Raw genomic sequence first — 23,059 nt, forward strand, 5'->3', positions numbered from 1 at the left:
TACATACTGTCTAGCAGTGTTCTGATTTTCTAAAAAGGTTGCGGTATACTATACGGCAACCTTTTTTGTTACCTTATAAATGACAATAGATAAAAACATTGGTTTTATTTAATACTCTCTCATTCTTATAAAAGGACTTACCTTATGGCAGGATTGCTTAGCATCTCCGAACCTGACGCCACCCAGCCAACTGATCTAGCCACTCAGCCAGATACGACCAACAGTGATTTTTTGGCCAATCTAGCCACAGACGCGACTCAAACTGATCATAAAGTTGCCACCACGTATAGCCGTGAAGAAATCGCGCAACTGTTTGATTTACCTCTAATGGACTTGCTATTACAAGCACAAACCATCCATAGAAAGCATTTTACTGCCAATGAAGTACAAATCAGCACGCTACTCTCTATCAAAACGGGCAACTGCCCTGAAGATTGCGGCTACTGCTCACAGTCAGGTCATCATCGCGACACTACCAAACTACAAGCAGAAAAGCGCATAGAAGTTAACAAAGTCATCGCAGCGGCCAAACGTGCCAAAAACAGTGGCTCATCGCGCTTCTGCATGGGTGCCGCATGGAAACATCCAAGTGCCAAAGACATGCCTTATGTGGTTGAGCTGATCAAAGAAGTGAAAGCATTGGGACTTGAAACTTGTATGACATTGGGTATGCTTGATACCAATCAAGCAACACAGTTGGCCGATGCAGGGTTAGATTACTACAACCACAACCTAGATACTTCACGCAGCTACTATGAACAAGTCGTCAGCACACGTAGCTATGATGAGCGCTTAGACACAATAGAAAACGTGCGTAACTCTGGCATTAACGTCTGTAGTGGTAATATCGTTGGTATGGGCGAAAGCCGTGATGACCGCATCGACTGGGTACTTGAGCTGCTAAAAATGCCAAAAGCGCCTGAATCAATACCAGTCAACTTACTGGTGCCTATTGCAGGTACACCGATTGGGGACAAAGTATTGGCCGAGGGTCAGCTGTCTGTACTTGAGTGGATTCGTACTATTGCGGTCGCCCGTATTTGCTGCCCGACTAGCTACGTGCGTTTATCTGCTGGCCGCGAAAGTCTATCTGATTCTGAGCAAGCGTTGGCATTTATGGCAGGTGCTAACTCATTCTTCTATGGTGATAAGCTTCTTACCACTGGTAATGCAAGTCAATCAGGCGACGATAGACTCATGCGTGAGCTTGGCCTCACCAAACAGTTTGCCGCACCAAGAGCGCCTAAAGTACTGCCTGTAATGGATGCTATGAGTGGTCATCAAACACAAGTTGTGTTGGTAGATTAAGATAAAGCTAGAAAATACAACTTAAGCAAGAGAAACTATGATGGCAGATTATTTTAACTGGATTAAAGCGGCACACATTATCTCGATGGTCTGCTGGTTTGCGGCGATATTTTATTTGCCGCGCTTGTTTGTCTATCATGCGATGAGCGACGATAGCATCAGTCATGAGCGCTTTGCCATTATGGAGCGCAAGCTGTATCGCGGTATCATGACCCCATCGATGATAGCGACATGGATCTTTGGTCTATGGATGTTAGGACTGGGCTGGGATGTCTACAAAACCCAAGGCTGGCTCCACGTCAAATTACTATTAGTAGTGCTGCTGTCAGGCTATCATGGTGCTTGCGGCTTTTATCGTAAAAAGCTGATAGATAATCCACACTATAAAACGCATAAATTCTGGCGCTGGTTTAACGAAGTGCCTGTCTTTGCCTTAGTGATTATCGTGATTCTAGTTGTGGTAAAACCGTTTTAATATCAGAAAAACCAATCAAATATGCAAAATAAAAGCGTCCGTAACTTCAATGAGTTGCGGACGCTTTTTTATTCACTTATAGAACAGGTTGTCAAACTGGAAATATCAGACACTAAACACTAGGGCGCATAATTTGATAAACATTGCTTAGGTCATAAACGCGGTAACGAGCCGGTTCACGGCGATTTTCGCCAGCATAGCTCAGTATCAATGCCTGCTTGGCACGCTCATCGACCCAACCGACGAACAGTCCGCTATGCTCGACGCCATTGTACCCATGATTGATATAATAGAGCCAGTCGCCTGCTTCAATCTCACTGCTACTAGCATAGGGCCCTTGTGCATAAGTGCCTTTGTGTATGGTATTACGCGATACACCTGCCCGATTAAATACAGCATTTAAATAGTCCCAGCAGCCACCTTGAATAATTGTGCGCTCGTTAAGTGCCATTTTGCGGGCGGTACTGACGACCTCACGTGCTGCCATACTACTCTGCGTCTCGGCATTGCTCAATAGCGGCAAATATTCGCTATCGACATTGTCATAGTTTCCTGATAAAAACGCTGGTAAGACTGTAGGTGCTGAACGCTGTACCTCAGGATAACGATAGGACGTATTCGTCATTGGTTGAATAGATTTTTGGGCGATAAGCATACTCATACTATCTGCATGAGCTTGTCCTACCATGCCGCAGGTAAATAGTAAAAAACCGCACGACGCGGCGACTGACGGTATAGACAAACGCAGCATGACTAACTCCTTGTCAATAGATCTCAATGACAGTATCAATAATAAGAAGGATAAATTTTATAATCCTACTTATAAACCATTTGCGCACAAATCTGCAAGCACTATTCGCCTGCGACAGATGATAGACGGTATAAATATACTGATAGATGACAATATTGGGAAGACGCGCGTCGAGTGAAATTTAAAATGACACTTAAGTTAGTAGTTTAGATAATATGAAGACAATAGCTATGCTTTGGTAAAGTATGAAATTGAGGAAAGATACTAATTACTCTTCATTTTAATATTTACATGGCGTTTCGTTAGCGCTTGCCCTTCTAAGATAGCTTTCGCAGCTTTTGCTTCTTGAGCACTCTCGAAACCAGTAATATGATATTTGCGAACGTCACTGCTATCGACAATCTGTAATTGCTCGCCAATCAGCGTTATCTTATCACCGTCAGTCAAATGAATATGCTCACGCTTACCTAGATTGTCATGGACCAACTCGCCAGCCCTTACCCACAATGTACCACTGCTAATCATACCGCTCATAGCCTTTTTATGCTGTTGGCGCTTTTTATTGAAAATAAAGCTACCAATGATAAGCAGGGCAAGTGCACCAATGGCTAGACGCTCAGGCAATAAGCTCATCGCCATGGCGACTGCGACGGCCCCTACCAATAATGCAGAACCAAACCAAAACATGCCATTATCAGCAGCATTTGATTGCCCTTGTAAGGTGATTTTGGCGCCATCATCAGTCAGCTTGAGCATGTGTTGTTACCTATTACGTAATGTACGAATATTTTCTATTAAAAAACTGCCTATTAGCAGCTAACAGGCAGTTATTGACACTAAAAACAAAGATAGTGTGTTGTATCTAAACGCTAGTCTACCAACCAAGCGCCGTCTGTTGCATTTTAATCAATTCGGCAATGCCTTTTTCAGCTAATGACAGCATAGCATCTGCTTGAGCGCGAGTGAACGGCTTTTCTTCAGCAGTACCTTGTAGCTCAATGTACTCGCCTTTTTGGGTCATCACAACGTTCAAATCGGTATCGCAGCTAGAGTCTTCTTCGTAGTTTAGATCAAGATACGCTTCGCCATCTTTCATACCAACAGAAACCGCCGCAACCAGTCCGATTAGCGGGTCTGCTTTGAGTTTCTTGGCCTTTTGGATACTTTCTAGCGCATCGATAAGCGCAATCGCAGCACCAGTGATACTCGCCGTACGAGTACCGCCATCCGCTTGCAACACATCGCAATCAAGATAGATGGTGTTTTCACCAAGTTTACTTAGATCAATCATGGCACGTAAGCTACGACCGATCAAACGCTGAATCTCTTGCGTACGACCTGACTGCTTGCCGCGAGCCGCTTCACGCTGATTGCGCGTGTTGGTCGCACGTGGCAACATACCATACTCAGCTGTGATCCAACCTTTGCCTTTACCTTTGAGCCAGCGCGGCACACCAGATTCTACACTGGCAGTACATAGTACCTTGGTATCGCCAAAACTTACCAATACTGACCCTTCAGCATGCTTCGTATAATGGCGCTCAAAGCTGATCGAGCGAAGTTGGTCAAGCTCACGATTGTCAATACGCATAAAAATTCCTAGTACAATGTTATAAAAGCAGTGTCATAAAAATACCTATCAGTCGTTAGCAAACACATTGATAGGTATGTAGTCGACTAAAATCTTAAGATATCCTAACGTGACAACGGCGCAATAGCAAGATTCACACCTGCCATTACGCCACCGTTATCAATAGAATGTCAGATATAAACTATTCTAACCCTTCCATCTTACGCAATTCCTTACGTAGGATTTTGCCAACGTTCGACTTTGGTAGTTCGTCAACGAACTGTATATGACGTGGGCGCTTATAGCCAGTCAGTTGTTTTTTGCCATATTCTAGTAGCTCTTTTTCAGTCACGTCGCCTTTTTTGACCACAAACAGTTTTGGTTCTTCGCCGCGATCATCGTTCGGTACACCAATAGCACCGCATTCTACAACTGCTGGATGCTCACTCATCGCCTCTTCAATTTCGTTTGGATAGACGTTGAAACCAGAGACTAAAATCATGTCTTTTTTGCGATCAACAATTTTGATAAAGCCTTTTTCGTCCATGATACCGATATCGCCAGTTTTTAAGTAACCACTAGCTGTAAAGGATTCAGCAGTTTCTTTCGGACGATTCTGATAACCAATCATAACCTGTGGACCTTTTACACAGATTTCACCGCGATCGCCCATGGCTACTATATTTTCGTCATCATCAATGAGCACAATATCGGTACTAGGCGCAGGAATACCGATTTTTCCAGTAAATTCTGCAATAGTCATCGGATTAAATGCTACCACAGGTGATGTCTCAGACAAGCCGTAACCTTCAACGATAGGCAGACCAGTGATTTTATGCCACTCTTTGGCCACGCTAGGTAATACTGACATACCACCGCCGATAGACGCTTTTAGATTAGAAAAGTCTAAATCAGCAAAGTTATCTTTGTGTACTAAGCCATTAAACAAGGTATTCACAGCAGGGATAAACGCTGGCTTGTATTTAGCCATCTCTTTGATAAGCCCATCAAGATCGCGCGGATTCGGAATGAGTAGCGAGGCATAGCCTTGATACATACTACACATACCGCAGACCATAAATGAGAATACGTGATATAGCGGCAGTGCGGTCAAAATCACATCTCTACCATCTATATCATCATCAAATGCACTGTTCATTAGCGCGCTGACCTGTAGCATGTTGGCGACTAGATTGCCGTGAGACAGCATCGCGCCTTTCGCTACTCCTGTCGTACCACCGGTATATTGCAGCAAAGCCACATCGCTTAAGTTTAACTCAGGGCGCTGGTACTTACTGGCTGACTCAGCATTTAAGGCATGTTTGAAGCTCACGCTATTCGGTATGCTATAAGCAGGAATCATCTTTTTGACATGACGAGCCACGAGGTTGACCACGGCTCCTTTAATCGTACCTAACATATCACCAATGGTACACACCACTACATGCTCTACCTGACCTTTGTCTTCGGCATCTTGATAGGTCTTAGCAAAGTTTTCAACGATAAATAGCGCTTTCGCACCACTGTCATGCAACTGATGTGACAGCTCACGGCTGGTGTATAGAGGGTTTACATTGACCAACACCATTCCTGCACGAATGATACCCAAAGCGACCACTGGATACTGCAAGACATTGGGCATCATTACCCCAACTTTATCGCCTGCGACCAGTCCTATTGACTGCAAATAACTGGCAATCTGGCGACTATATAGATCTAATTGCTTAAAAGTAATCGATGAGCCCATGCAGATATAGGCAGGTTTTTGGCCATAACGGCTAAAATTGCGCTCGAACACATCCAGTAAAGAGGTATTGTCTTCTGGCATCTCGATAGTAGCATCGATGCTGTAGCGCTCATAAGCGCTCAGCCACGGACTATCACTGTCGATGGTCGGCATAGTAGGAAACGCATTGCTTTGATAAATGTCGTTAGTAGTATTGGCTTTATCATTAGTTGCAGCGCTATTATCTGTCGTTTTTTTATTAATATTATCCGTCATAATTTTCCCTAAATGTTACTGTTAAAAACATTGAATATGTTAATGGAAACACCATTTTTTATGATTATTGCTGACAGCAGAAGCTTATGAATAAGAAATAGATAAGTATGATCGGGTTTGTCATTCATAAGCTTTGCAAATTAAAGGGCGTTACTAAGTCTATGATAAATAATACTACCATTCAGCACGACCAAGTCGAAAACGATATTTACTACCATGATTTTGCCTGTTACCTTGAGCAGAACCAGTACGATTTTTTGGATAAAAACAAAAATACGTCGATGGGCACTATAGCAGTTTTAATAGATATTCTCTATTAATAGTAGCTGTCATCCGCAAATGTCAAAAGCGATAAAGACAAAAAAATGATAAGACAGCATGGTTGCAGCCTTATCATTTTTGGTTACTACTTTAGTTACTACAGTATCTAATCGTGCGACACTTTCACATGTATCTTTGGTTAATACACGCAGCTATCAAACAACTCTCTAGGTGCGTGTATCAGCAAATTAACCGTGGTTTTTTTCTTCAAGTACGCGTAGATCTTTACGCAAAATCTTACCAACGTTCGATTTTGGTAGCTCATCAATAAACTCAACACGACGAGGACGCTTATAACCTGTTAGGTTCTCTTTACCATACTCAAGAACTTCTTCGGTAGTCAGACTAGGATCGTTACGGACGACATAGATCTTAGGAATCTCACCACTTTTCTCATCTTCGATACCGATGACGCCACATTCTAAAATCTTAGGATGGCCAGCCATGACTTCTTCGACTTCGTTCGGATAAACGTTAAAACCAGACACCAAAATCATGTCTTTTTTGCGATCAACGATGGTCACATATCCATTGTCAGCCATGATACCGATATCACCAGTACGGAAAAAACCATCTGCTGTCATGACTTCGGCAGTAGCATCTTCACGGTTCCAGTAGCCTTTCATGACCTGTGGGCCACGAACACTAATCTCACCGCGCTCACCAAGTGCTACTTCATTACCTGCATCATCCAAAATTGCCACATCTGTTGCTGGCATCGGTACACCAATGGTACCTGTGAATGTCTTGCTGTTGCTAGGATTAGAGGTCGCGACTGGTGCTGTTTCAGACAGGCCGTAACCTTGAATGATAATATTACCAGTTACTTGACGCCATTTTTCCGCCGTTGGACTCAATACTGCCATGCCGCCGCCCATCGATTGACGCAGCTTGCTATGATCCATCGCGATAAATTCTTCGTTGTTGGCAAGCGCGTTGAACAGCGTGTTGACCGCTGGGAAGAACGCTGGTGGATTGGCTTTATATGCTTTTAACAAGCTATCAAGATCGCGTGGGTTTGGTACTAATAATACTACACAACCGCGATACAGACCGAACATACCACATACGGTGAATGAGAAAATATGATACATCGGCAATGCCGTCATAATCACAGGTTGCTCACCTCTTTGATCGAAATCATCAAAAGCGGTGCCCAAGAAGGTATTAGACTGAATTAAGTTTGCCACCAAGTTTTTGTGCGTTAGCATCGCGCCTTTTGCTACACCTGTCGTACCACCGGTATACTGTAGGACAGCGATATCATCAAGTGTGATATTGGTTGGGCGCTTATATTTGCTAGCTGTGACTTGCTTTAGTGCCGTTTTGAAGCTGATGCTATTAGAAATGCTATAGTCTGGCACCATTTTTTTGACATGGCGGACGACCGTATTGACCATAAAGCCTTTGAGCGTACCCATCAAATCGCCCATACCCGTAATCACGACTTTATCGACCACATTGCGACCGATGTCTTGATAGGTTTTGGCAAAGTTTTCGACCATGATTAGCACTTTGGCGTCTGAATCGGTCAATTGATGCTCAAGCTCTCTGGTAGTGTACAGAGGGTTGACGTTAACTAAGGTAAAGCCTGCACGTAGTACAGCGATGACAGAGATTGGTAACTGCAAAATGTTGGGCATCATGACCGCAACTTTATCGCCTTTGACCAATCCTAATGACTGTAGATAAGCGGCCATTTGACGGCTGTATAAATCTACTTCTTGGAAGCTTAACGATGAACCCATGCAGATATAGGCAGTTTTATCAGCATTTTCAGCGAAGCTTTTTTCGAAAATATCGATAAGTGACGTATTGTCGGCTGGCAACTCAATGTCATACTCCAAACCAAGTTCTTCATACGTTTTTAGCCAAACTTTATCGTCACGACGGGTTAAGTTTCCTTGATTTTCCATAATCTTTTCTCTCCTAGTAATAATACATTACCGTCAACTCACGCCAATCACAGTGTGATAAATATACAAAAGGTCAGAGTCTTGCCTATCATTATGATAAAAAGCAAGGCTGCGACATATTTGTATAGTGCTGAGCGAACAATATAGCGGTAAATAGCCCTTTGTTCATTAACATACACACTTTATACATAGTACTCAATACAAAAGATTGCTACACCAGTTCTCAAATAGGCTTGACGCTCAATATCCCTATAAATATCAATATATTACATATAAAATATCAGTCAAGCTATTAGAAAATATGACCATTGACTTTTGCTCCCTAAGGACCATGCCGACACGATATCTGTTCACTATCGACTATTTTTCAGCGCACTCGCCAGCTCAGTCAACGTCACAAAGTTGCGACGAGTACCATCAGTATCGCTACTTGGTCTATCTGCGATACTACTTCTTGCAAGCTTAGTGCTATCACTGTACTGCCAATCATTAACATAATCGCTTTGAGTCAAGCGTTGACCGAACCCTGCTACTGCCATCGCAAACTGAGTATCGATACTGGCTTTATTTAAAGCGTGGCTTGCTTTATTAATCGGTTGGCTAATCAGTTTAGAGCTACCACCTGTCGGTGCTTTATAACGAATTTTTAGATAGCCAAGCTCATTAGAGTTTTGTTTATTATTCGAACTAATACTGGCATTGCTGTCAGCATATCGACGATCGCTATATAACCCTTTTTGACCTTTTGGTGTCACTTCAAACAAGGCGATAACTGCCTTACCTGCCCCAAGCTCACCTGCATCAATTTTGTCATTATTGAAATCTTCTTCAGCCAGTACGCGATTTTCATAACCAATCAAGCGCCATTCACTCACCACATCAGGATTAAACTCAACTTGGACTTTTACGTCTTTAGCAACGGTGTTAAATGTCGCGGCTAACTCATCACCAAAGACTTTTTTGGCTTCAGTTAGACTGTCAATATAACTGTAATTACCATTGCCATTGTCCGCCATCTGTTCCATCATGTGATCATTCAGATTACCACGACCAAAGCCAACGGTAGATAAAGAGATACCGCGATCGCGATTGGCTTTGACCAAATCAAGCATCTCATCGACATCACTAATACCAACGTTAAAATCGCCATCCGTTAACATCATGATTCGATTGATACCGTTCTTCTTTAGACCCTGCTCAGCTTGCCTGTAGGCCAATTTCAGAGCATCTTCCCCATTGGTCGAGCCTGAGGCATTTAATCCCTCGATTGCAGTCAATATTTTTGCTTTTTGGTCACCATTGGTCGCAGGCAATGCCACACTAGTACTACCTGAATAGGTCACGATGCTGATACTGTCTTGGGCGCGCATTTGCTCTGTCAACAACTTAAGCGAAGATTGTGCCAATGGTAGCTTATCGCGTGACGACATAGAGCCTGAGACATCTACTAAAAATACGAGATTGGCAGGTGGCATAGATTGCTTATCCGTTTTTTGCGACCAGCTACTATCAACGGCTTTGATACCGACTTTGACGATTTTATTATCCTGATCTGCTCTATCCCAAGGTGAGTCTACTACCTCAGTTGACACAATAAACGGGGCACTATCTAAGCGTTTGCCATCATCAAATTGATAGTTAAAATAATTAATCAATTCCTCTACCCGTACGGCATTAACGGGTGGTAGTTGACCCTCGTTTAAATAGCGCCGCACATTGGCGTAGCTGCCCGTATCGGTATCGATAGACAAAGTAGAAACCGCCATATCCGTAGTTCGATGTACAGGATTGGCTGCGTTTTTTTGATAGTTGTCTTTTGTCTCTGGCGTGACTATGATGCTCGGTAATGGGCGTACGATACCTGTCTGCGCCGCAGAACGTATCATCATCTGTTGGCTGATGACTGAGGGCTTAACACTGGGTGACGCCATGATAGACTCTGACACCACTGCTGCATCTTGATTGACTGTGCTGCTTGTCTCGGCTGGTAGCGTTTTGCTCATTTGTGAAGGGCTACAGGCTGTCAATCCCAGACTGGCTACAGCAGTAATCAATAGTACATTTCTAGTAGTGTTTTTCCCTAGGTGCTTATTTTCGTTCTTTAGCATTGTAGAGGCAGATATTTTAGATAAAGGGTCAACTGACATAATAGAAATTCCTTATTGTAAGATAATTCAGTAGCGACTTGTCCGTGTCAATATATGGTTAACGCTATTTAAATAGGCAAAGTAGCCGCCTTATTCAGTCTATTAACTGTCATACTTTCAGTTGTTAATTTTGCATTAGAACTATTTTGAACCTACTGTTTTTGGATTGATGATAGACAAAATATCCTAAATAAAAAGGATTCAACCTTAAGACATTTATTAACCATATAAAAAACAAATATTAGATTTACTATACTTAACTTAATATATAAAAGCTATGAGTCAACACACTATAAAAGACCCTTATAAGCACTTGTTTTAAGCACGTCACGAGATGTCGTATATTCTGACATACGTCTTTTTAATTGGTGCAATATCCTTTACGATAGCACTATCCTATTTGTATGCTTGAACCAATTATCTATACCTATTAAAACTGATAAGTGAATCCTATTTTATGTCTGATGTTATTGATCATACGATCGCCCCAATCATTCCCAATGAGCCGATGGATACTCGTTCAGTCGCAGAGTTCACTGAGCAGGCCTATCTCAACTATGCCATGTACGTCATCATGGATCGGGCGTTGCCAAATATCGCTGACGGTCTAAAACCTGTCCAGCGTCGCATCGTCTATGCCATGAGCGAGCTTGGGCTAAAGTCCTCTGCCAAGGCGAAGAAATCCGCGCGTACGGTCGGTGATGTATTGGGTAAGTACCATCCGCATGGTGATAGTGCTTGTTATGAGGCCATGGTACTGATGGCTCAGCCGTTTAGCTATCGCTATCCGCTTATCACTGGTCAAGGTAACTGGGGTAGCCCAGATGATCCAAAATCTTTTGCGGCGATGCGTTATACCGAAGCCAAAATGTCAGCTTATGCCAATACGTTGCTCGCAGAATTGGGTCAAGGTACAGTCGATTGGCAAGATAACTTTGATGGTACGATGCAAGAGCCAACTACCCTACCTGCCCGCCTGCCTAATATTTTATTGAACGGTACGACAGGTATTGCTGTTGGTATGGCAACTGATATTCCACCGCATAATCTCAATGAAGTGGTACGTGCGGCCATTCGTTTGCTCAAAAACCCAGAGCTGTCGATCAAGCAGCTTACCCAATCGATACCAGCACCTGACCTACCAACACCAGCGGAAATCATCACTAGCAAAAAAGATTTGCAAGCGATGTACGAGACTGGACGTGGCAGTTATAAGATGCGCGCCACCTTTCATGTTGACTCTAAAGAAAAGAATCTCGTCATCATTGATGCGCTTCCTTACCAAGTTTCAGGCAACAAAATTCAAGAGCAAATCGCTAAGCTTATGACCGATAAAAAGCTGCCTTGGGTGACGGATATTCATGATGAATCAGATCACGAAAACGCTTGTCGCATCGTCCTTGAGCTGCGCTCAACGCGAGTCGATGTCGAACGCGTCATGAGCCATCTATTTGCCAGTACTGACCTAGAAAGCAATTACCGCATCAACATGAATATGATTGGCTTAAATGGTAAGCCGCAGGTCAAAAACCTAAAAGAAGTTTTGGAAGAATGGTTAATCTGTCGCCGCTCGGTGGTCACACGCCGTTTGCAATATCGCCTCGATAAAATTGATAAACGCTTGCATATTTTGGCAGGCTTGCTGATTGCTTATCTAAATATTGATGAAGTGATTCGCATCATTCGTGAAGAGGACGATCCAAAAGCGACCTTGATGCAGGATTATGACCTGACTGACATTCAAGCCAATGCCATCTTGGATATTCGTTTGCGTCAGTTGGCAAAATTAGAAGAGATTGAGCTGCGCCGCGAGCAAGATGAACTTGCTGCCGAACGTGCCATCATTCAAGAGTACTTAGACAATCCAGACAGTCTAACCAATCTGATGATCGATGAGCTTACCGCCGATATGAAAGAACATGGCAATGAGCGTGTATCACCATTAGCAGAGCGTGAAGAGGCGCAAGCACTGAAAGAGTCAGATCTCGTACCGAGTGAGCCGGTCACTGCCATTTTATCAAAAGCAGGTTGGATTCGTGCTGCCAAGGGTCATGATGTCGATGCCGCTGGTATGAGTTATCGCTCAGGTGACAGCTATCAAGCGCACGTGCGCGGCAAATCTAACGAAAGAATTTACGTACTCGACAGTACGGGACGCAGCTACAGTATTGATGCGCACAACTTAGCGTCTGCGCGTGGTCAAGGTGATCCGCTAACCAGTGTGTTAAAGCCGCCAGCAGGCGCTAGCTTTGAGCAGCTACTAACGGGTGATAACGAGCAACGTATTATCCTTGCCAGCTCGGCAGGTTATGGTTTTATTAATACCATTGGTAATCTCGATAGCAACCAAAAAGCTGGTAAAAACGTTATTAACCTAGCAACTGATAGTCGCTTGCTCCCTGTTGCGCGTATCGACGCGCCAGTAGAGACCGCCGCCAATGCCGAAGGTGAAAATAGTAATATACGTGTGACACCTGATCATGTTGCTGTCGCGACCAATGCAGGATATCTACTGATATTTGCCCTTGAAGATTTGCCTGAACAGGCTCGCGGTAAAGGGAACAAACTTATTAAGTTGAAAGACGGTGAAGAGGTACTCGCTATCACACCACTTAGTCAGCAAGACAGCCTTGTCATTACTGCTGGCAAACGCCATGTGACACTCAAGCCAAATGATTTGGCTAACTATACGGGTGTTCGCGGTAATCGTGGTGGTCAGTTGCCACGAGGCTTTCAGAATGTGACGAGTGTTGAAGTTGGGTAGTTTGACTAGTTAAATTTTGGAAATCTTGGTTCAAAATTTAACTGATAAAATTGAATAGCTCCTATCAAAAAGCCACCTATACACAATGTATAGGCGGCTTTTTTACGCCAATCAGAATATAGAACTTATTTAAGACTTACTGGATTAGGTATTTTCAAAGATTGTTCTCAGGAAGCTTGTAATCTGAGTGCTTTTCATTAGATATGGATTAAAGTCAGCACCTGCCGAGAAGCTTTTTAGAGTATATGCTTCTTCTTCTGCACTTGATGTTAAATATTTTAATAAAAACCCATCCCACCTACGTTCTTCTATTTCCTCAATCTCACTGAGGTGGGGTACTAGGTAAGAGTATTCACTGATTAATTTTACTAGTATTTCATTGATAAGAGGTCTTGGACCTTCAATATTTTGAATAAAGTAATTGTCATTCACGACAAGCGCTGAGGTTACACCACTTTTTTCATTATTCCTTCGCCATTGCTCAAGAAGACGAGCCAACCCTATCCCACTATTACTGTCACTATTTCTGCCAATATACGTTAGGCTGAGAGTAATATGCTCACCATGTCTTTTTCTATCTTCTAAAGGTTGGCTGGTAGTGACACGCATAAGAAACCTTATTTATAAAAAATTATCTAAATCAAAAGATACTTTATAGACGGCTTTTTTACGCCCATTAAAATAGATGACTCTTATGATATGTAAAGGCTACTCACTTAAAACCTATCGGACTTGGCACCTTCAAATATCGCTGACAAAAAGCTTTCAATCTGAGTACTTTTCATTAGGTAAGGATTGAAATCAAACCCTGCTGAGAAACTTTTTAAGGCATACTCCTCATCTTCGACACTTTCCGTCAGGTGTTTGGTTACAAACCCATCCCATCGAAGCGCTTCTATCTCTTCCACCTTGACAACATTAGGAATAATCTTGAAATGCTCATCAATTATCTTTGCTAGAGCAGCGTTGACCGCCGGTCTTGAGCCTTGAATGTTTTGAACAAAGTAACCGTCATTGATCACAAGCGCTGCAACTAACCCACTTTCCTCAAAGTATCTTCGCCACTGTTCAAGAGCACGAGTCAACTCTATACCTGTTTTCATTTCGATGTTTTTACCGATATACGTTAGGCTAATCAGCAGATGCTCGCCATGTCTTTTCCTATTTTCTGACGTTTGATTGGTCGTTATATACATAAGAAAATCCATTTATATAATAGGTATATAAATTAATATACACTTTATCATAAAGTATAATCAATAAAACTCTTGGGAATTGACCAGTTTCTTGTCATCTATAATTTGTAATAACATGATAAAAACAGATATCACTAGGTCATTTTTAGTAGTTAAGTCCTGCAAGAGTCAGGTATGAATAGTCACTTATGAACATCCGCCAATATTTTATCCAGTTGCTAAGAAAACATCCTGTACCGATACTGCTAACTTACTTTCAACAAAAAGCCGCCTATACACAGGTATAGACGGCTTTTATATTTTAGCTAGGACAAGTGGATGTTGCCTATTCTAAGAGGTAAATGCTTAAAAACTAAATGCTATTCATTTAAAGTTAATTAGATTCAGCATCTTTAAATATCGCTTTCAAAAAGCTTTCAATCTGAGAGCTTTTCATTAGATAAGGATTGTAGTCAGAGCCTGCTGAAAAGTTCTTTAGGGCATGCTCTTCATCTTCAACGCTTGAGGTTAGATGTTTAACTAAAAACCCACTCCATTGGCGCGATTCAATTTCCTCTATATTCACAATATTAGGAACAATAGTGGAATGCTCGTCAAGTATCTTTTCCAAGGCAGTATTGATAGCAGGTCTTGTTCCTTGGAAACTTTGAACGAAATAACCTTCACTAATGACTAAAGCTGAAACGATATCGTTTTCTTCAAAATATCTGCGCCAGTACTCAAGTGCGCGAGTCAGCTCAATCCCAGAATCTAGATCGACATTTTTGGCGATATATGTCATGTGGATAAGAATATGCTCGCCATGCCTTTTTCTATCTTCTGAAGGTTGGCTTGTCGTTATGTTCATAAGAAACCTTATTTATAAAATAATTCATTTAAATCAAGGTATACTTTAAGATAAAGTATAATTAATAACATTTTTTATCATTTGCTATGATTTTTTTAGATTTATAACATAGAAGTTTCAATGATATAGCATACCAATATTCATAGTAGTAAAATTATACTACAAAGTTGTCACGTTCAGTATCTTGGCATTATTCCAATAGTTAACAAGCCTAATCTATATTCTCCTATAGCCCTGCCGCAACGCACTTATATGACTAAGTCATGTTTACTTATAGTCTAAACTCTACAAGCATTCATCAGGGCCTGTAATGTCTGTTGAGCTAGCGCATTTATAGGCTTGTAAAACATAACCTACCCTCAATAAAAAGCCGTCTATGCTATGTATAAACAGTTTTGTATAGACGGCTTTGTTGTTGCATACTAATTGTTGCATATTAATTGAATAGCTAACGTATCAATATCGCCCCATTTCAACTGTTGTTTCAGCAAGTACCGAGTCGCCTTGCCATGCTTGTACATCTACCGTATACAGATGGTTCTTGCCGCCAGAACAAGGTGGCTTATATGCACCGCCCGCCTCGCCTTTACGACTGCGGTATTCTGCAACCATTTCAATACCTACTGGTACTTCGTAAGTATGACCAAATACTCGTGGCACTTCTGCACTCGTAGCACCCTCTGGTAGTGCGAACTCCACGATACCATGTCCACCATGCTGCATACGTTTGTTGCTTACATCGTTGTAGACGAACACCAAGCTTTCCGCACCTGTAGGAATGTTTGAAACAGTCATGCTAGGCGTGGCTGGACTTTTGCCATTATAGTTTAAACATTGCTGCCCCTCAGGTATTTTTTTGCCATCCCAAGCAGCATCATTAAATTTAACATCCATTGCAAGAGCATTGGCAGATAAAGCCAAGGTCGCCAAAACTGTAACCGATTTTAAGGTAAAAAATTTCATACTTATTCCTTTAGGTAGCTGCTGCATTAATAACGATAGTTCATCTTATTTGGTAGATTATTTTTGATAATTGAATATAACTTTATAATAAATAAACACAGTTAAGTTAATCATATCGTTTAGCATTTTTGTTAATCCTCTGGGCAAGCAATGAGCGGTTCTACAGGCTACATGCAAATACTGTCTCAATAAGCATACTTGTAGCATCATAGGTTACTCGATAGGTATTTATCTGATTGGGTATGTTGTAGTAGTATCTGAATCATTGTATCTACACGACTAAAAATAATAGGATCATCATGTTTATCGAAGATAAGATTGCCAAAGAAAGTATGACTACTAAGATTTCGACCCCCAAAATCATCTTTTTTGACATCGATGATACCTTGAGCCGTAATGGCATCATCGCTGAACACAATAAAGCGACGCTTGAGCAGCTTGCAGATACCGATATTAAACTAGTGATTTCAACTGGTCGTTCTAAAGCCATATTGCCTGAAGACATTCTAGCGTTGCTTGATGCAAATATATTGGACGCCATTATTTGTATGAATGGACAATATAGTTTTGATAAAAGCGGCCGAATCAGCCACTACCCATTAACGGCTGAACAGACAGATAAAATCGTACGCCTGTGTCAGCAGAGTGATTTGATTCATAAGTTTGACTCTGCCACTCATATCGCTTGGTCAGGTGAAAATGAACGTTTGCGCGAGTTCAATGCGGTCACACCCAACTCGATCCTTGACCCTGAGTACTACAAAATAAATACCGTCTATCAATGCTCGGTATTTTTTAATAATCAGCAAGAAAAGATGCAAGACATCGATTTTGCCCAGTATGATTTAAAGCTGGTACATTGGCATCAGATTGGTGCCGATATATTGCCAGCAGAGGCATCAAAAGCTCGCGGTATCAAAGATATGTGCGAGTACTATGCGGTAGATGCAAGCGAATGTATGGCATTCGGTGATGGTATGAATGACTTAGAAATGTTCGACTTGGTTGGGTTTGCTGTGGCCATGGGAGATGCGCAGCCAGCTTTAATAGAACGCGCTGACTTTGTCACTGGGACAATCGAAGAGTATGGTATTCAAACCGTGCTTAATCAGTTAGCAATGAAGTCATAAGACTGTTCAGGCACATAAAGCCATTAACGTTCATTCAAAAAAAGCCCTTACTAACCGAGTAGTAAGGGCTTTTTGTTATGGGCTAATTTTATATAGAAAATACAAATAAAATCTTTAGCAATGACTCCAATACCTTGACGATCATTTTTTCTTCTACAAATCCAATAGAGCGTTAATGCATCAGTTAAGGCCTCAATTAAGGCATGGTCAAGCCACCATCGACAGCGATAGATTGTCCAGTAATAGCCATGCTCAAATCAGACGCCATGAGCAATACTGAATTGGCAAAATCCGCTACCGAAGTCGCTTGGCGCAGCGGCGTCGTAGTCGCAATATAATCAAATACCTCTTTAGTGGTTAAGCTGCTTGCATCGGTAGTTTTTAATAAGCCACCTGCCAGTAAATTCACCCGAATGCCATACTGTCCAAGCTCGCTTGCTAGGTTGCGAGTAAGTCCAATCAATGCTGATTTAGCCGTGGTGTAATCATAATAGGTAACCACTGGGATGTAGACAAGATTGGTCGAGATATTAATAATTTTACCTACTTGCTGCGCTTTCATTTGCGGCAGCACCGCTTGTACTGTATTGACTGCGCCTTTAACAATACCGTCCATTTGTTGTGAAAAATGTGACCACTTTACGGTCTCAATACTAGTGTACGCAGCGCTTGGATTGAACTGATAACTGGGCAAAGCATTGTTGACTAATATATCGATACGTCCATGACGAGTGATGACTTCAGCTGCCATGGCTTGTACTTGCTCAAGCTCGGTGACATCCGCCTGATAAGCAAATGCTTGGCCACCTGTCGCGATGATATCAGCCACTACCGCCTCAGCAGCCTCTTTACTATTGAGATAGTTGACGCAAACGATAGCGCCTGCTGCTGCCATTTGCTGTGCAATCTGTGCACCAAGCCCACGACTGGCTCCGGTGACTATGGCAACTTTATCTGTGAGCAATGCTGGTATAACTGAGTGGCTTTTATTGAAAGCGTGTTGAGTTGAGGTACTTTCGGTCATTGTGCTGCATCCTTTATTATTATGGTATGGTTGGTGTCTTAAAGCCAAAGGCTGATATCTGCTTAGATGATGTTCGTCATACTTCGGTCTGCGCCAATCATAGCATGGTTATATACTATGTTTTTTCGATTCGATGTTAGCAGCTCGCTAGCAATTCTACTCAGAATTAGCTGTCATTAAGTTAGTTTTTCTACTCATCTTATTAGCCCAACTGGCTATTTTTATTAGTATTGTTAAGCATTGTCTTAATAACAACCCTTTAAATTGTATAAATTAATGACCATAATAGTTCTATTGGCCATATCAGGCTTTTATCTTGTTGGCTTTTTTATTGAATTTTTCTGATTTGCATTATCTTTATTTAGGAGAGATATTTTGTCCCATTTATCATCGTCCCATCCCACTACTCACACCTTGGCTAGTGTCGGTCGTATAGTGCCAAAAGCATTATTAGCAGCGGCTGTCGGCTTGGTGCTTGCCAGCTGTAGCAACTCTGACAATGCAGCAGATGGCAGTGCTGCAGCGAGCAATGAGACGCTGAACCTTTATAACTGGTCAGAATACATGCCGCAAGAGATTTTAGATGGTTTTGAAGAAGAAACTGGCATCTCAGTTAATTACACCACATTTGACTCTAACGAAGCCATGTATGCCAAGCTCAAACTATTGGATGATTCGAGCCAGTATGACTTAGCGATTCCATCGACTTATTATGTTGAAAAGATGGCGAAAGAAGGGCTGTTGCAAGAGCTAGACAAATCTAAATTGAGCAATTTCAAAAACCTTGATACCTCATTTATCAATACCAAAGTTGATCCTGACAACAAATACTCTATCCCTTATATGTGGGGCAGCACTGGTCTAGCCATTAACGGTGACAGTGTCGATCCAAAAACTGTCAATAGTTGGAATGACCTATGGGATCCTAAGTATAAAGGTCAGGTGATGCTGACCAATGACGTGCGTGAAGTATTCGGTATGGCACTGCTGACCCTTGGCTACTCAGGTAATAGTAGCAATCCTGACGAAATCGAAGCCGCTTACGATAAGCTCACCACGTTGATGCCAAACGTCAAAACTTTTAACTCTGATGCGACACGTATGCCGTATATCGAGGGTGAGACGGCACTTGGTATGACTTGGAATGGTGAAGCAGTCATGGCCAATGACGAAGGGTTAACTAGCTTGGTTTATAAATATCCAACCGAAGGCGCTATCTTGTGGATGGACAACTTTGTCATTCCAAAAAACGCCAAGCAAGTTGATGCAGCACACAAGTTTATTGATTATTTATTGCGCCCTGAAAACGCCAAAATTGTTAGTGAAGAGATCGGCTATGCGTCACCAAATATAGCAGCACGTGAGCTGATGGATGAGAGTGTCCAAAACAATCCAACGATTTATCCTTCTAAAGAAGTATTAGCAAAAGCTGAGTTCCAAGAAGATGTGGGCGATGAGGCGTTGCAAGTGTATCAACAGTACTGGGATAAGCTAAAGACTGGTCGTTAATAGTTTTGATTTAGTACTTTAAAATAAAGTAGTCTTTGAAAAATAAAAACGCTGATCCTAAATGGTCAGCGTTTTTTTGTAGGTTATAAATGTAAATCCGTCTCGCCGCCCTGCTCTTTCATCCGGCGCTGCTCACGGCGCTGATAGCCTAGACCAGATGCAGCAAACCAATGCGGTTTCGATGTTTGCAGTAAATCACTCAGCTGCTGCAACTGAGTCTGCAAGGTTTGGGTCAACCAGAAATAGCCCTGCCACTCAAATGCTAGGTGCTGTACGCTTGGATACTCCGAGACAGCAATACGAGTAATGGGTCGAAATACTTCATCGCTTGGACTACGTAATACCGCCGCCATATGTTGCATCGCTTGGGTTAGCTCATGCTGATAATGTACCAATAAAACATGGTTTTCTTCATCAATTTCGATATTTGCCAAGCGCGGTGCCGCACTTAGTAGTAAATCAATCGTCCCAATGATATTACGGTGGGTACGTTGAATCGTCTCTAGTGTTTCCTTTTCAATACCTGACTCACTGGCTGTCGCCGCGATATGTGGTCGCACAGCCAGCAGACGTTTATTGATCTGCTGTAACGCTGTGACCAACGCTCTATCAACGGGTACTTCCTTAACAGGAAAGGCTACTGGGTTTAGCTTTTGAACAGAGTCGTCCACTACTCCATCCGTTGCGTCAATATGATGACCTACGCCTGCATAGAGACTACTACAAGCGTCAAGGTTACTACTCAATAAGAACCGCCACATCAACGTTGATTTGAGCGGCAAAATTAGCGTCACTGCTACCGAAACGCCTGTCCCCAGTAGGATATTTAGCGCGCGGTAGATGCCATCTTGACCAATGCTATTATTGCCTAAATCAGAGACAATCATCAACATAGTGATGCCCGTTAGCAGCCCTGTATACCCAAGCTGTCTAACGGCTAGATAGCCAATAATGCCACTGAGCAGACCAATGAGGGCATAGTCCACCCATAGCCATGCGCCTGCGTTCTGATTAAACCATAACACCCCAAGCGCAGTACCAATACCTAACAAAGTACCGATTACACGCTCTTTCGCCTTGGTATAAATAGCGCCTTGGTATTGCAACAACCCTAGAATAATAAATACGGTAATAGTCGTCCACTCACCGTGCGGAAGGTTGGTGATTTTATTGACCAATAGAGCCAATATCACAGCCGTGCCTAGTCGGGTGGCATGTAGGATATCTGCATGTTGGTAGCGAACATAGGGTTCGACAAATGGAGCAGTAATACGCTGATAAAGGGTGGGTTTCACGCAAGGCTACTCTTTTTGGGTGGAATGTTTAGGTGAGACATTCTAATAAAGTATTAAAATATCTCAATAACTAGCGGTAAGTATAAGTTAATATTCTATCAGCAAAATGACGGGCAAAAAATAACGCCTTTTACCTATTATTCATAGGTAAAAGGCGTTATAAAAAATATCCTAGCACACTATATTGAAATCTACGCTATTGAAAATAGTACATAGAATGACTCATCGAATTACTTATCAAGATCTGCGTTAGTGTTAATGATTAATAGTCTATTGCGCTAGCGTATTACACTTCTAGGTAGTCTAGAATACCTTCCGCAGCTTCGCGGCCTTCCCAAATCGCGGTCACAACCAAGTCAGAACCGCGCACCATATCGCCACCAGCGAAGATTTTAGGATTTTGAGTCTGGAATTTGAAGGTTTGCTTTTCGGCTGCTAATACGCGACCAGAACTGTCCATCCCCACTTGCTGAGACTCGAACCAATCAGCAGGACTTGGTCTAAAACCAAAGGCCATGATGACTGCATCACATGGGATGATCTCTTCAGAATTAGGAATTGGCTCAGGGCGTTGACGACCACGGTTGTCTGGTGCGCCTAACTGAGTAGTAACAACTTTTACACCGTTAACTTTACCGTTTAAGCCAATGATTTCGGTTGGCTGACGATTAAATAAGAACTCGACGCCTTCCTCGCGAGCATTGACCACTTCGCGGCGTGAACCTGGCATGTTTTCTTCATCACGGCGATAAGCACAAACTACTTTTTCGGCGCCTTGACGGATACTGGTACGGTTACAGTCCATTGCGGTATCACCGCCGCCGAGTACCACCACTTTTTTACCTTTAAAGTCGATGTACTCTTCAGCGTCTTTTTCCCAGTCATTGCAACGGTTCACGTTGGCAATCAGGTAATCTAGTGCATCATAGACGCCTGTCAGCTCTTCACCAGCGAAGCCACCGCGCATATAGGTGTATGTACCCATACCCATAAATACCGCATCATAGTCAGCCAATAGCTCATCAATGGTGACGTCTGTACCAATCTCTGTCTCTAAACGGAATTCGATACCCATGTCTTCAAAGATCACGCGGCGATTGCGCATGACGTCTTTTTCCATTTTGAACTCAGGGATACCGAATGTCAGTAAGCCACCAATTTCAGGGCGCTTATCAAAGACAACAGGCTTGACACCATTTCTGACCAAAATATCTGCACAGCCAAGACCCGCTGGTCCTGCACCGATAATCGCGACTTTTTTGTCTGTCCAAACGACTTCAGACATATCTGGACGCCAGCCAAGTGCAAACGCGGTATCATTGATATATTTTTCAACATTACCAATGGTCACTGCACCAAAACCATCATTTAACGTACAAGCGCCTTCACACAGACGATCTTGCGGGCAAACTCGTCCGCATACTTCAGGTAAGGTATTAGTACGGTGGCACAATTCAGCTGCCTGAAATATCTGGCCTTCTGTGGCCAGTTTTAGCCAGTTAGGGATATAGTTGTGTACTGGACATTTCCATTCGCAGTACGGGTTACCACACTCAAGACAGCGATGCGCTTGCTGAGCAACGGCTTCGTTTTCGAAAGGCTTATAAATTTCAACAAACTCTGTTGAACGCGTTGCAATGTCTTTTTTGGTTGGATCAAATCTTGGTACATCTAAAAACTGGAAGTTATTTTCTAAGCGTTTTGCCATGGTGCTATCTCTTTTATATAAGGCTCTTTTGCAGTGGGTGGCGACAGTCAGCGATGTTTGGTTTGTCTAAAATCTAAGAAATGTATCGCTGCTGTCACGTACCTGCTGAAAACCTGTGAGTTAAAACGTCTCT

18 protein-coding genes are annotated in these 23,059 nt (G+C 42.4%); 5 read left to right on the top strand and 13 right to left on the bottom strand.

Annotated elements, in window-relative coordinates:
• The first annotated feature begins 144 nt into the window (after nt 1-144).
• Both bioB and hemJ read left to right on the top strand, forming a co-directional pair.
• Complete coding sequence (bioB, locus tag ACQKC9_RS10800) at nt 145-1,308, top strand: biotin synthase BioB (protein ID WP_427621785.1); 1,164 nt, start codon at nt 145-147, stop codon at nt 1,306-1,308.
• A 40-nt stretch (nt 1,309-1,348) separates the two neighbouring features.
• Nucleotides 1,349-1,783 (top strand): protoporphyrinogen oxidase HemJ, encoded by a 435-nt coding sequence (gene hemJ, locus ACQKC9_RS10805; RefSeq protein WP_057762639.1) that lies wholly within the window; start codon nt 1,349-1,351, stop codon nt 1,781-1,783.
• Nucleotides 1,784-1,895: 112 nt separating this feature from the next.
• On the opposite strand, the gene ACQKC9_RS10810 is transcribed toward hemJ, so the two are convergent.
• From ACQKC9_RS10810 to ACQKC9_RS10835, 6 genes are all read right to left on the bottom strand, one after another.
• Nucleotides 1,896-2,534: a hypothetical protein gene (locus tag ACQKC9_RS10810; protein WP_427621786.1), complete on the bottom strand. Its 639-nt coding sequence runs from the start codon at nt 2,532-2,534 to the stop codon at nt 1,896-1,898.
• 264 nt (nt 2,535-2,798) lie between these two features.
• Entirely contained in the window at nt 2,799-3,290 is a 492-nt protein-coding gene (locus tag ACQKC9_RS10815; protein WP_101206065.1) for a hypothetical protein, read from the bottom strand.
• A gap of 118 nt (nt 3,291-3,408) precedes the next feature.
• Nucleotides 3,409-4,125 carry a ribonuclease PH gene (rph, locus tag ACQKC9_RS10820; RefSeq protein ID WP_057761673.1) on the bottom strand — a complete coding sequence of 239 codons (717 nt, stop codon included), beginning with the start codon at nt 4,123-4,125 and terminating at the stop codon, nt 3,409-3,411.
• A 181-nt stretch (nt 4,126-4,306) separates the two neighbouring features.
• On the bottom strand, nt 4,307-6,106 hold the full coding sequence (locus ACQKC9_RS10825) for an AMP-binding protein (protein WP_427621787.1): 1,800 nt from the start codon (nt 6,104-6,106) through the stop codon (nt 4,307-4,309).
• Between the two features lie 509 nt (nt 6,107-6,615).
• Nucleotides 6,616-8,343: an AMP-binding protein gene (locus ACQKC9_RS10830; protein ID WP_298811233.1), complete on the bottom strand. Its 1,728-nt coding sequence runs from the start codon at nt 8,341-8,343 to the stop codon at nt 6,616-6,618.
• A 353-nt stretch (nt 8,344-8,696) separates the two neighbouring features.
• Nucleotides 8,697-10,490, bottom strand: a complete 1,794-nt coding sequence (locus ACQKC9_RS10835; RefSeq protein WP_427621788.1) for a vWA domain-containing protein — start codon at nt 10,488-10,490, stop codon at nt 8,697-8,699.
• Between the two features lie 457 nt (nt 10,491-10,947).
• Here ACQKC9_RS10835 and parC point away from each other — a divergent pair, with 457 nt between their 5' ends.
• Nucleotides 10,948-13,254, top strand: coding sequence for a DNA topoisomerase IV subunit A (gene parC / locus ACQKC9_RS10840; protein ID WP_427621789.1), 2,307 nt, complete (start codon nt 10,948-10,950; stop codon nt 13,252-13,254).
• A 144-nt stretch (nt 13,255-13,398) separates the two neighbouring features.
• On the opposite strand, the gene ACQKC9_RS10845 is transcribed toward parC, so the two are convergent.
• The 4 genes from ACQKC9_RS10845 to ACQKC9_RS10860 form a co-directional block, all read right to left on the bottom strand.
• Nucleotides 13,399-13,863, bottom strand: coding sequence for a BLUF domain-containing protein (locus ACQKC9_RS10845; RefSeq protein WP_427621790.1), 465 nt, complete (start codon nt 13,861-13,863; stop codon nt 13,399-13,401).
• Between the two features lie 107 nt (nt 13,864-13,970).
• On the bottom strand, nt 13,971-14,450 hold the full coding sequence (locus ACQKC9_RS10850; protein ID WP_427621792.1) for a BLUF domain-containing protein: 480 nt from the start codon (nt 14,448-14,450) through the stop codon (nt 13,971-13,973).
• Between the two features lie 373 nt (nt 14,451-14,823).
• Nucleotides 14,824-15,297, bottom strand: coding sequence for a BLUF domain-containing protein (locus tag ACQKC9_RS10855; protein ID WP_347162819.1), 474 nt, complete (start codon nt 15,295-15,297; stop codon nt 14,824-14,826).
• 456 nt (nt 15,298-15,753) lie between these two features.
• Complete coding sequence (locus ACQKC9_RS10860; protein WP_427621793.1) at nt 15,754-16,260, bottom strand: hypothetical protein; 507 nt, start codon at nt 16,258-16,260, stop codon at nt 15,754-15,756.
• Between the two features lie 299 nt (nt 16,261-16,559).
• On the opposite strand from ACQKC9_RS10860, the gene ACQKC9_RS10865 reads away from it, so the two are divergent.
• Nucleotides 16,560-17,390 carry an HAD family hydrolase gene (locus ACQKC9_RS10865; protein WP_427621794.1) on the top strand — a complete coding sequence of 277 codons (831 nt, stop codon included), beginning with the start codon at nt 16,560-16,562 and terminating at the stop codon, nt 17,388-17,390.
• Between the two features lie 196 nt (nt 17,391-17,586).
• Here ACQKC9_RS10865 and ACQKC9_RS10870 read toward each other — a convergent pair whose 3' ends face one another.
• Nucleotides 17,587-18,414 (bottom strand): 3-oxoacyl-ACP reductase, encoded by an 828-nt coding sequence (locus ACQKC9_RS10870; RefSeq protein WP_427621795.1) that lies wholly within the window; start codon nt 18,412-18,414, stop codon nt 17,587-17,589.
• 375 nt (nt 18,415-18,789) lie between these two features.
• Here ACQKC9_RS10870 and ACQKC9_RS10875 point away from each other — a divergent pair, with 375 nt between their 5' ends.
• Nucleotides 18,790-19,923: an ABC transporter substrate-binding protein gene (locus ACQKC9_RS10875; RefSeq protein WP_427621796.1), complete on the top strand. Its 1,134-nt coding sequence runs from the start codon at nt 18,790-18,792 to the stop codon at nt 19,921-19,923.
• A gap of 83 nt (nt 19,924-20,006) precedes the next feature.
• On the opposite strand, the gene ACQKC9_RS10880 is transcribed toward ACQKC9_RS10875, so the two are convergent.
• Nucleotides 20,007-21,218, bottom strand: coding sequence for an FUSC family protein (locus tag ACQKC9_RS10880; protein WP_201568655.1), 1,212 nt, complete (start codon nt 21,216-21,218; stop codon nt 20,007-20,009).
• Between the two features lie 286 nt (nt 21,219-21,504).
• Nucleotides 21,505-22,926 carry a glutamate synthase subunit beta gene (locus ACQKC9_RS10885; protein WP_057761694.1) on the bottom strand — a complete coding sequence of 474 codons (1,422 nt, stop codon included), beginning with the start codon at nt 22,924-22,926 and terminating at the stop codon, nt 21,505-21,507.
• Nucleotides 22,927-23,059 lie beyond the last annotated feature (133 nt).

This window comes from Psychrobacter sp. NPDC078409 (assembly GCF_050268505.1).
In the GTDB taxonomy this organism is placed as follows: domain Bacteria; phylum Pseudomonadota; class Gammaproteobacteria; order Pseudomonadales; family Moraxellaceae; genus Psychrobacter.

What these genes read in the sequence shown, in the direction of transcription:
- rph (WP_057761673.1), bottom strand. Translation starts at nt 4,125, where the DNA reads ATGCGTATTGACAATCGTGAGCTTGACCAACTTCGCTCGATCAGCTTT.
- ACQKC9_RS10850 (WP_427621792.1), bottom strand. Translation starts at nt 14,450, where the DNA reads ATGTATATAACGACCAATCAAACGTCAGAAAATAGGAAAAGACATGGC.
- ACQKC9_RS10810 (WP_427621786.1), bottom strand. Translation starts at nt 2,534, where the DNA reads ATGCTGCGTTTGTCTATACCGTCAGTCGCCGCGTCGTGCGGTTTTTTA.
- ACQKC9_RS10845 (WP_427621790.1), bottom strand. Translation starts at nt 13,863, where the DNA reads ATGCGTGTCACTACCAGCCAACCTTTAGAAGATAGAAAAAGACATGGT.
- ACQKC9_RS10830 (WP_298811233.1), bottom strand. Translation starts at nt 8,343, where the DNA reads ATGGAAAATCAAGGAAACTTAACCCGTCGTGACGATAAAGTTTGGCTA.
- ACQKC9_RS10865 (WP_427621794.1), top strand. Translation starts at nt 16,560, where the DNA reads ATGTTTATCGAAGATAAGATTGCCAAAGAAAGTATGACTACTAAGATT.
- ACQKC9_RS10860 (WP_427621793.1), bottom strand. Translation starts at nt 16,260, where the DNA reads ATGAAATTTTTTACCTTAAAATCGGTTACAGTTTTGGCGACCTTGGCT.
- ACQKC9_RS10885 (WP_057761694.1), bottom strand. Translation starts at nt 22,926, where the DNA reads ATGGCAAAACGCTTAGAAAATAACTTCCAGTTTTTAGATGTACCAAGA.
- ACQKC9_RS10825 (WP_427621787.1), bottom strand. Translation starts at nt 6,106, where the DNA reads ATGACGGATAATATTAATAAAAAAACGACAGATAATAGCGCTGCAACT.
- hemJ (WP_057762639.1), top strand. Translation starts at nt 1,349, where the DNA reads ATGGCAGATTATTTTAACTGGATTAAAGCGGCACACATTATCTCGATG.
- bioB (WP_427621785.1), top strand. Translation starts at nt 145, where the DNA reads ATGGCAGGATTGCTTAGCATCTCCGAACCTGACGCCACCCAGCCAACT.
- ACQKC9_RS10815 (WP_101206065.1), bottom strand. Translation starts at nt 3,290, where the DNA reads ATGCTCAAGCTGACTGATGATGGCGCCAAAATCACCTTACAAGGGCAA.
- ACQKC9_RS10855 (WP_347162819.1), bottom strand. Translation starts at nt 15,297, where the DNA reads ATGAACATAACGACAAGCCAACCTTCAGAAGATAGAAAAAGGCATGGC.
- ACQKC9_RS10870 (WP_427621795.1), bottom strand. Translation starts at nt 18,414, where the DNA reads ATGACCGAAAGTACCTCAACTCAACACGCTTTCAATAAAAGCCACTCA.
- ACQKC9_RS10835 (WP_427621788.1), bottom strand. Translation starts at nt 10,490, where the DNA reads ATGTCAGTTGACCCTTTATCTAAAATATCTGCCTCTACAATGCTAAAG.
- parC (WP_427621789.1), top strand. Translation starts at nt 10,948, where the DNA reads ATGTCTGATGTTATTGATCATACGATCGCCCCAATCATTCCCAATGAG.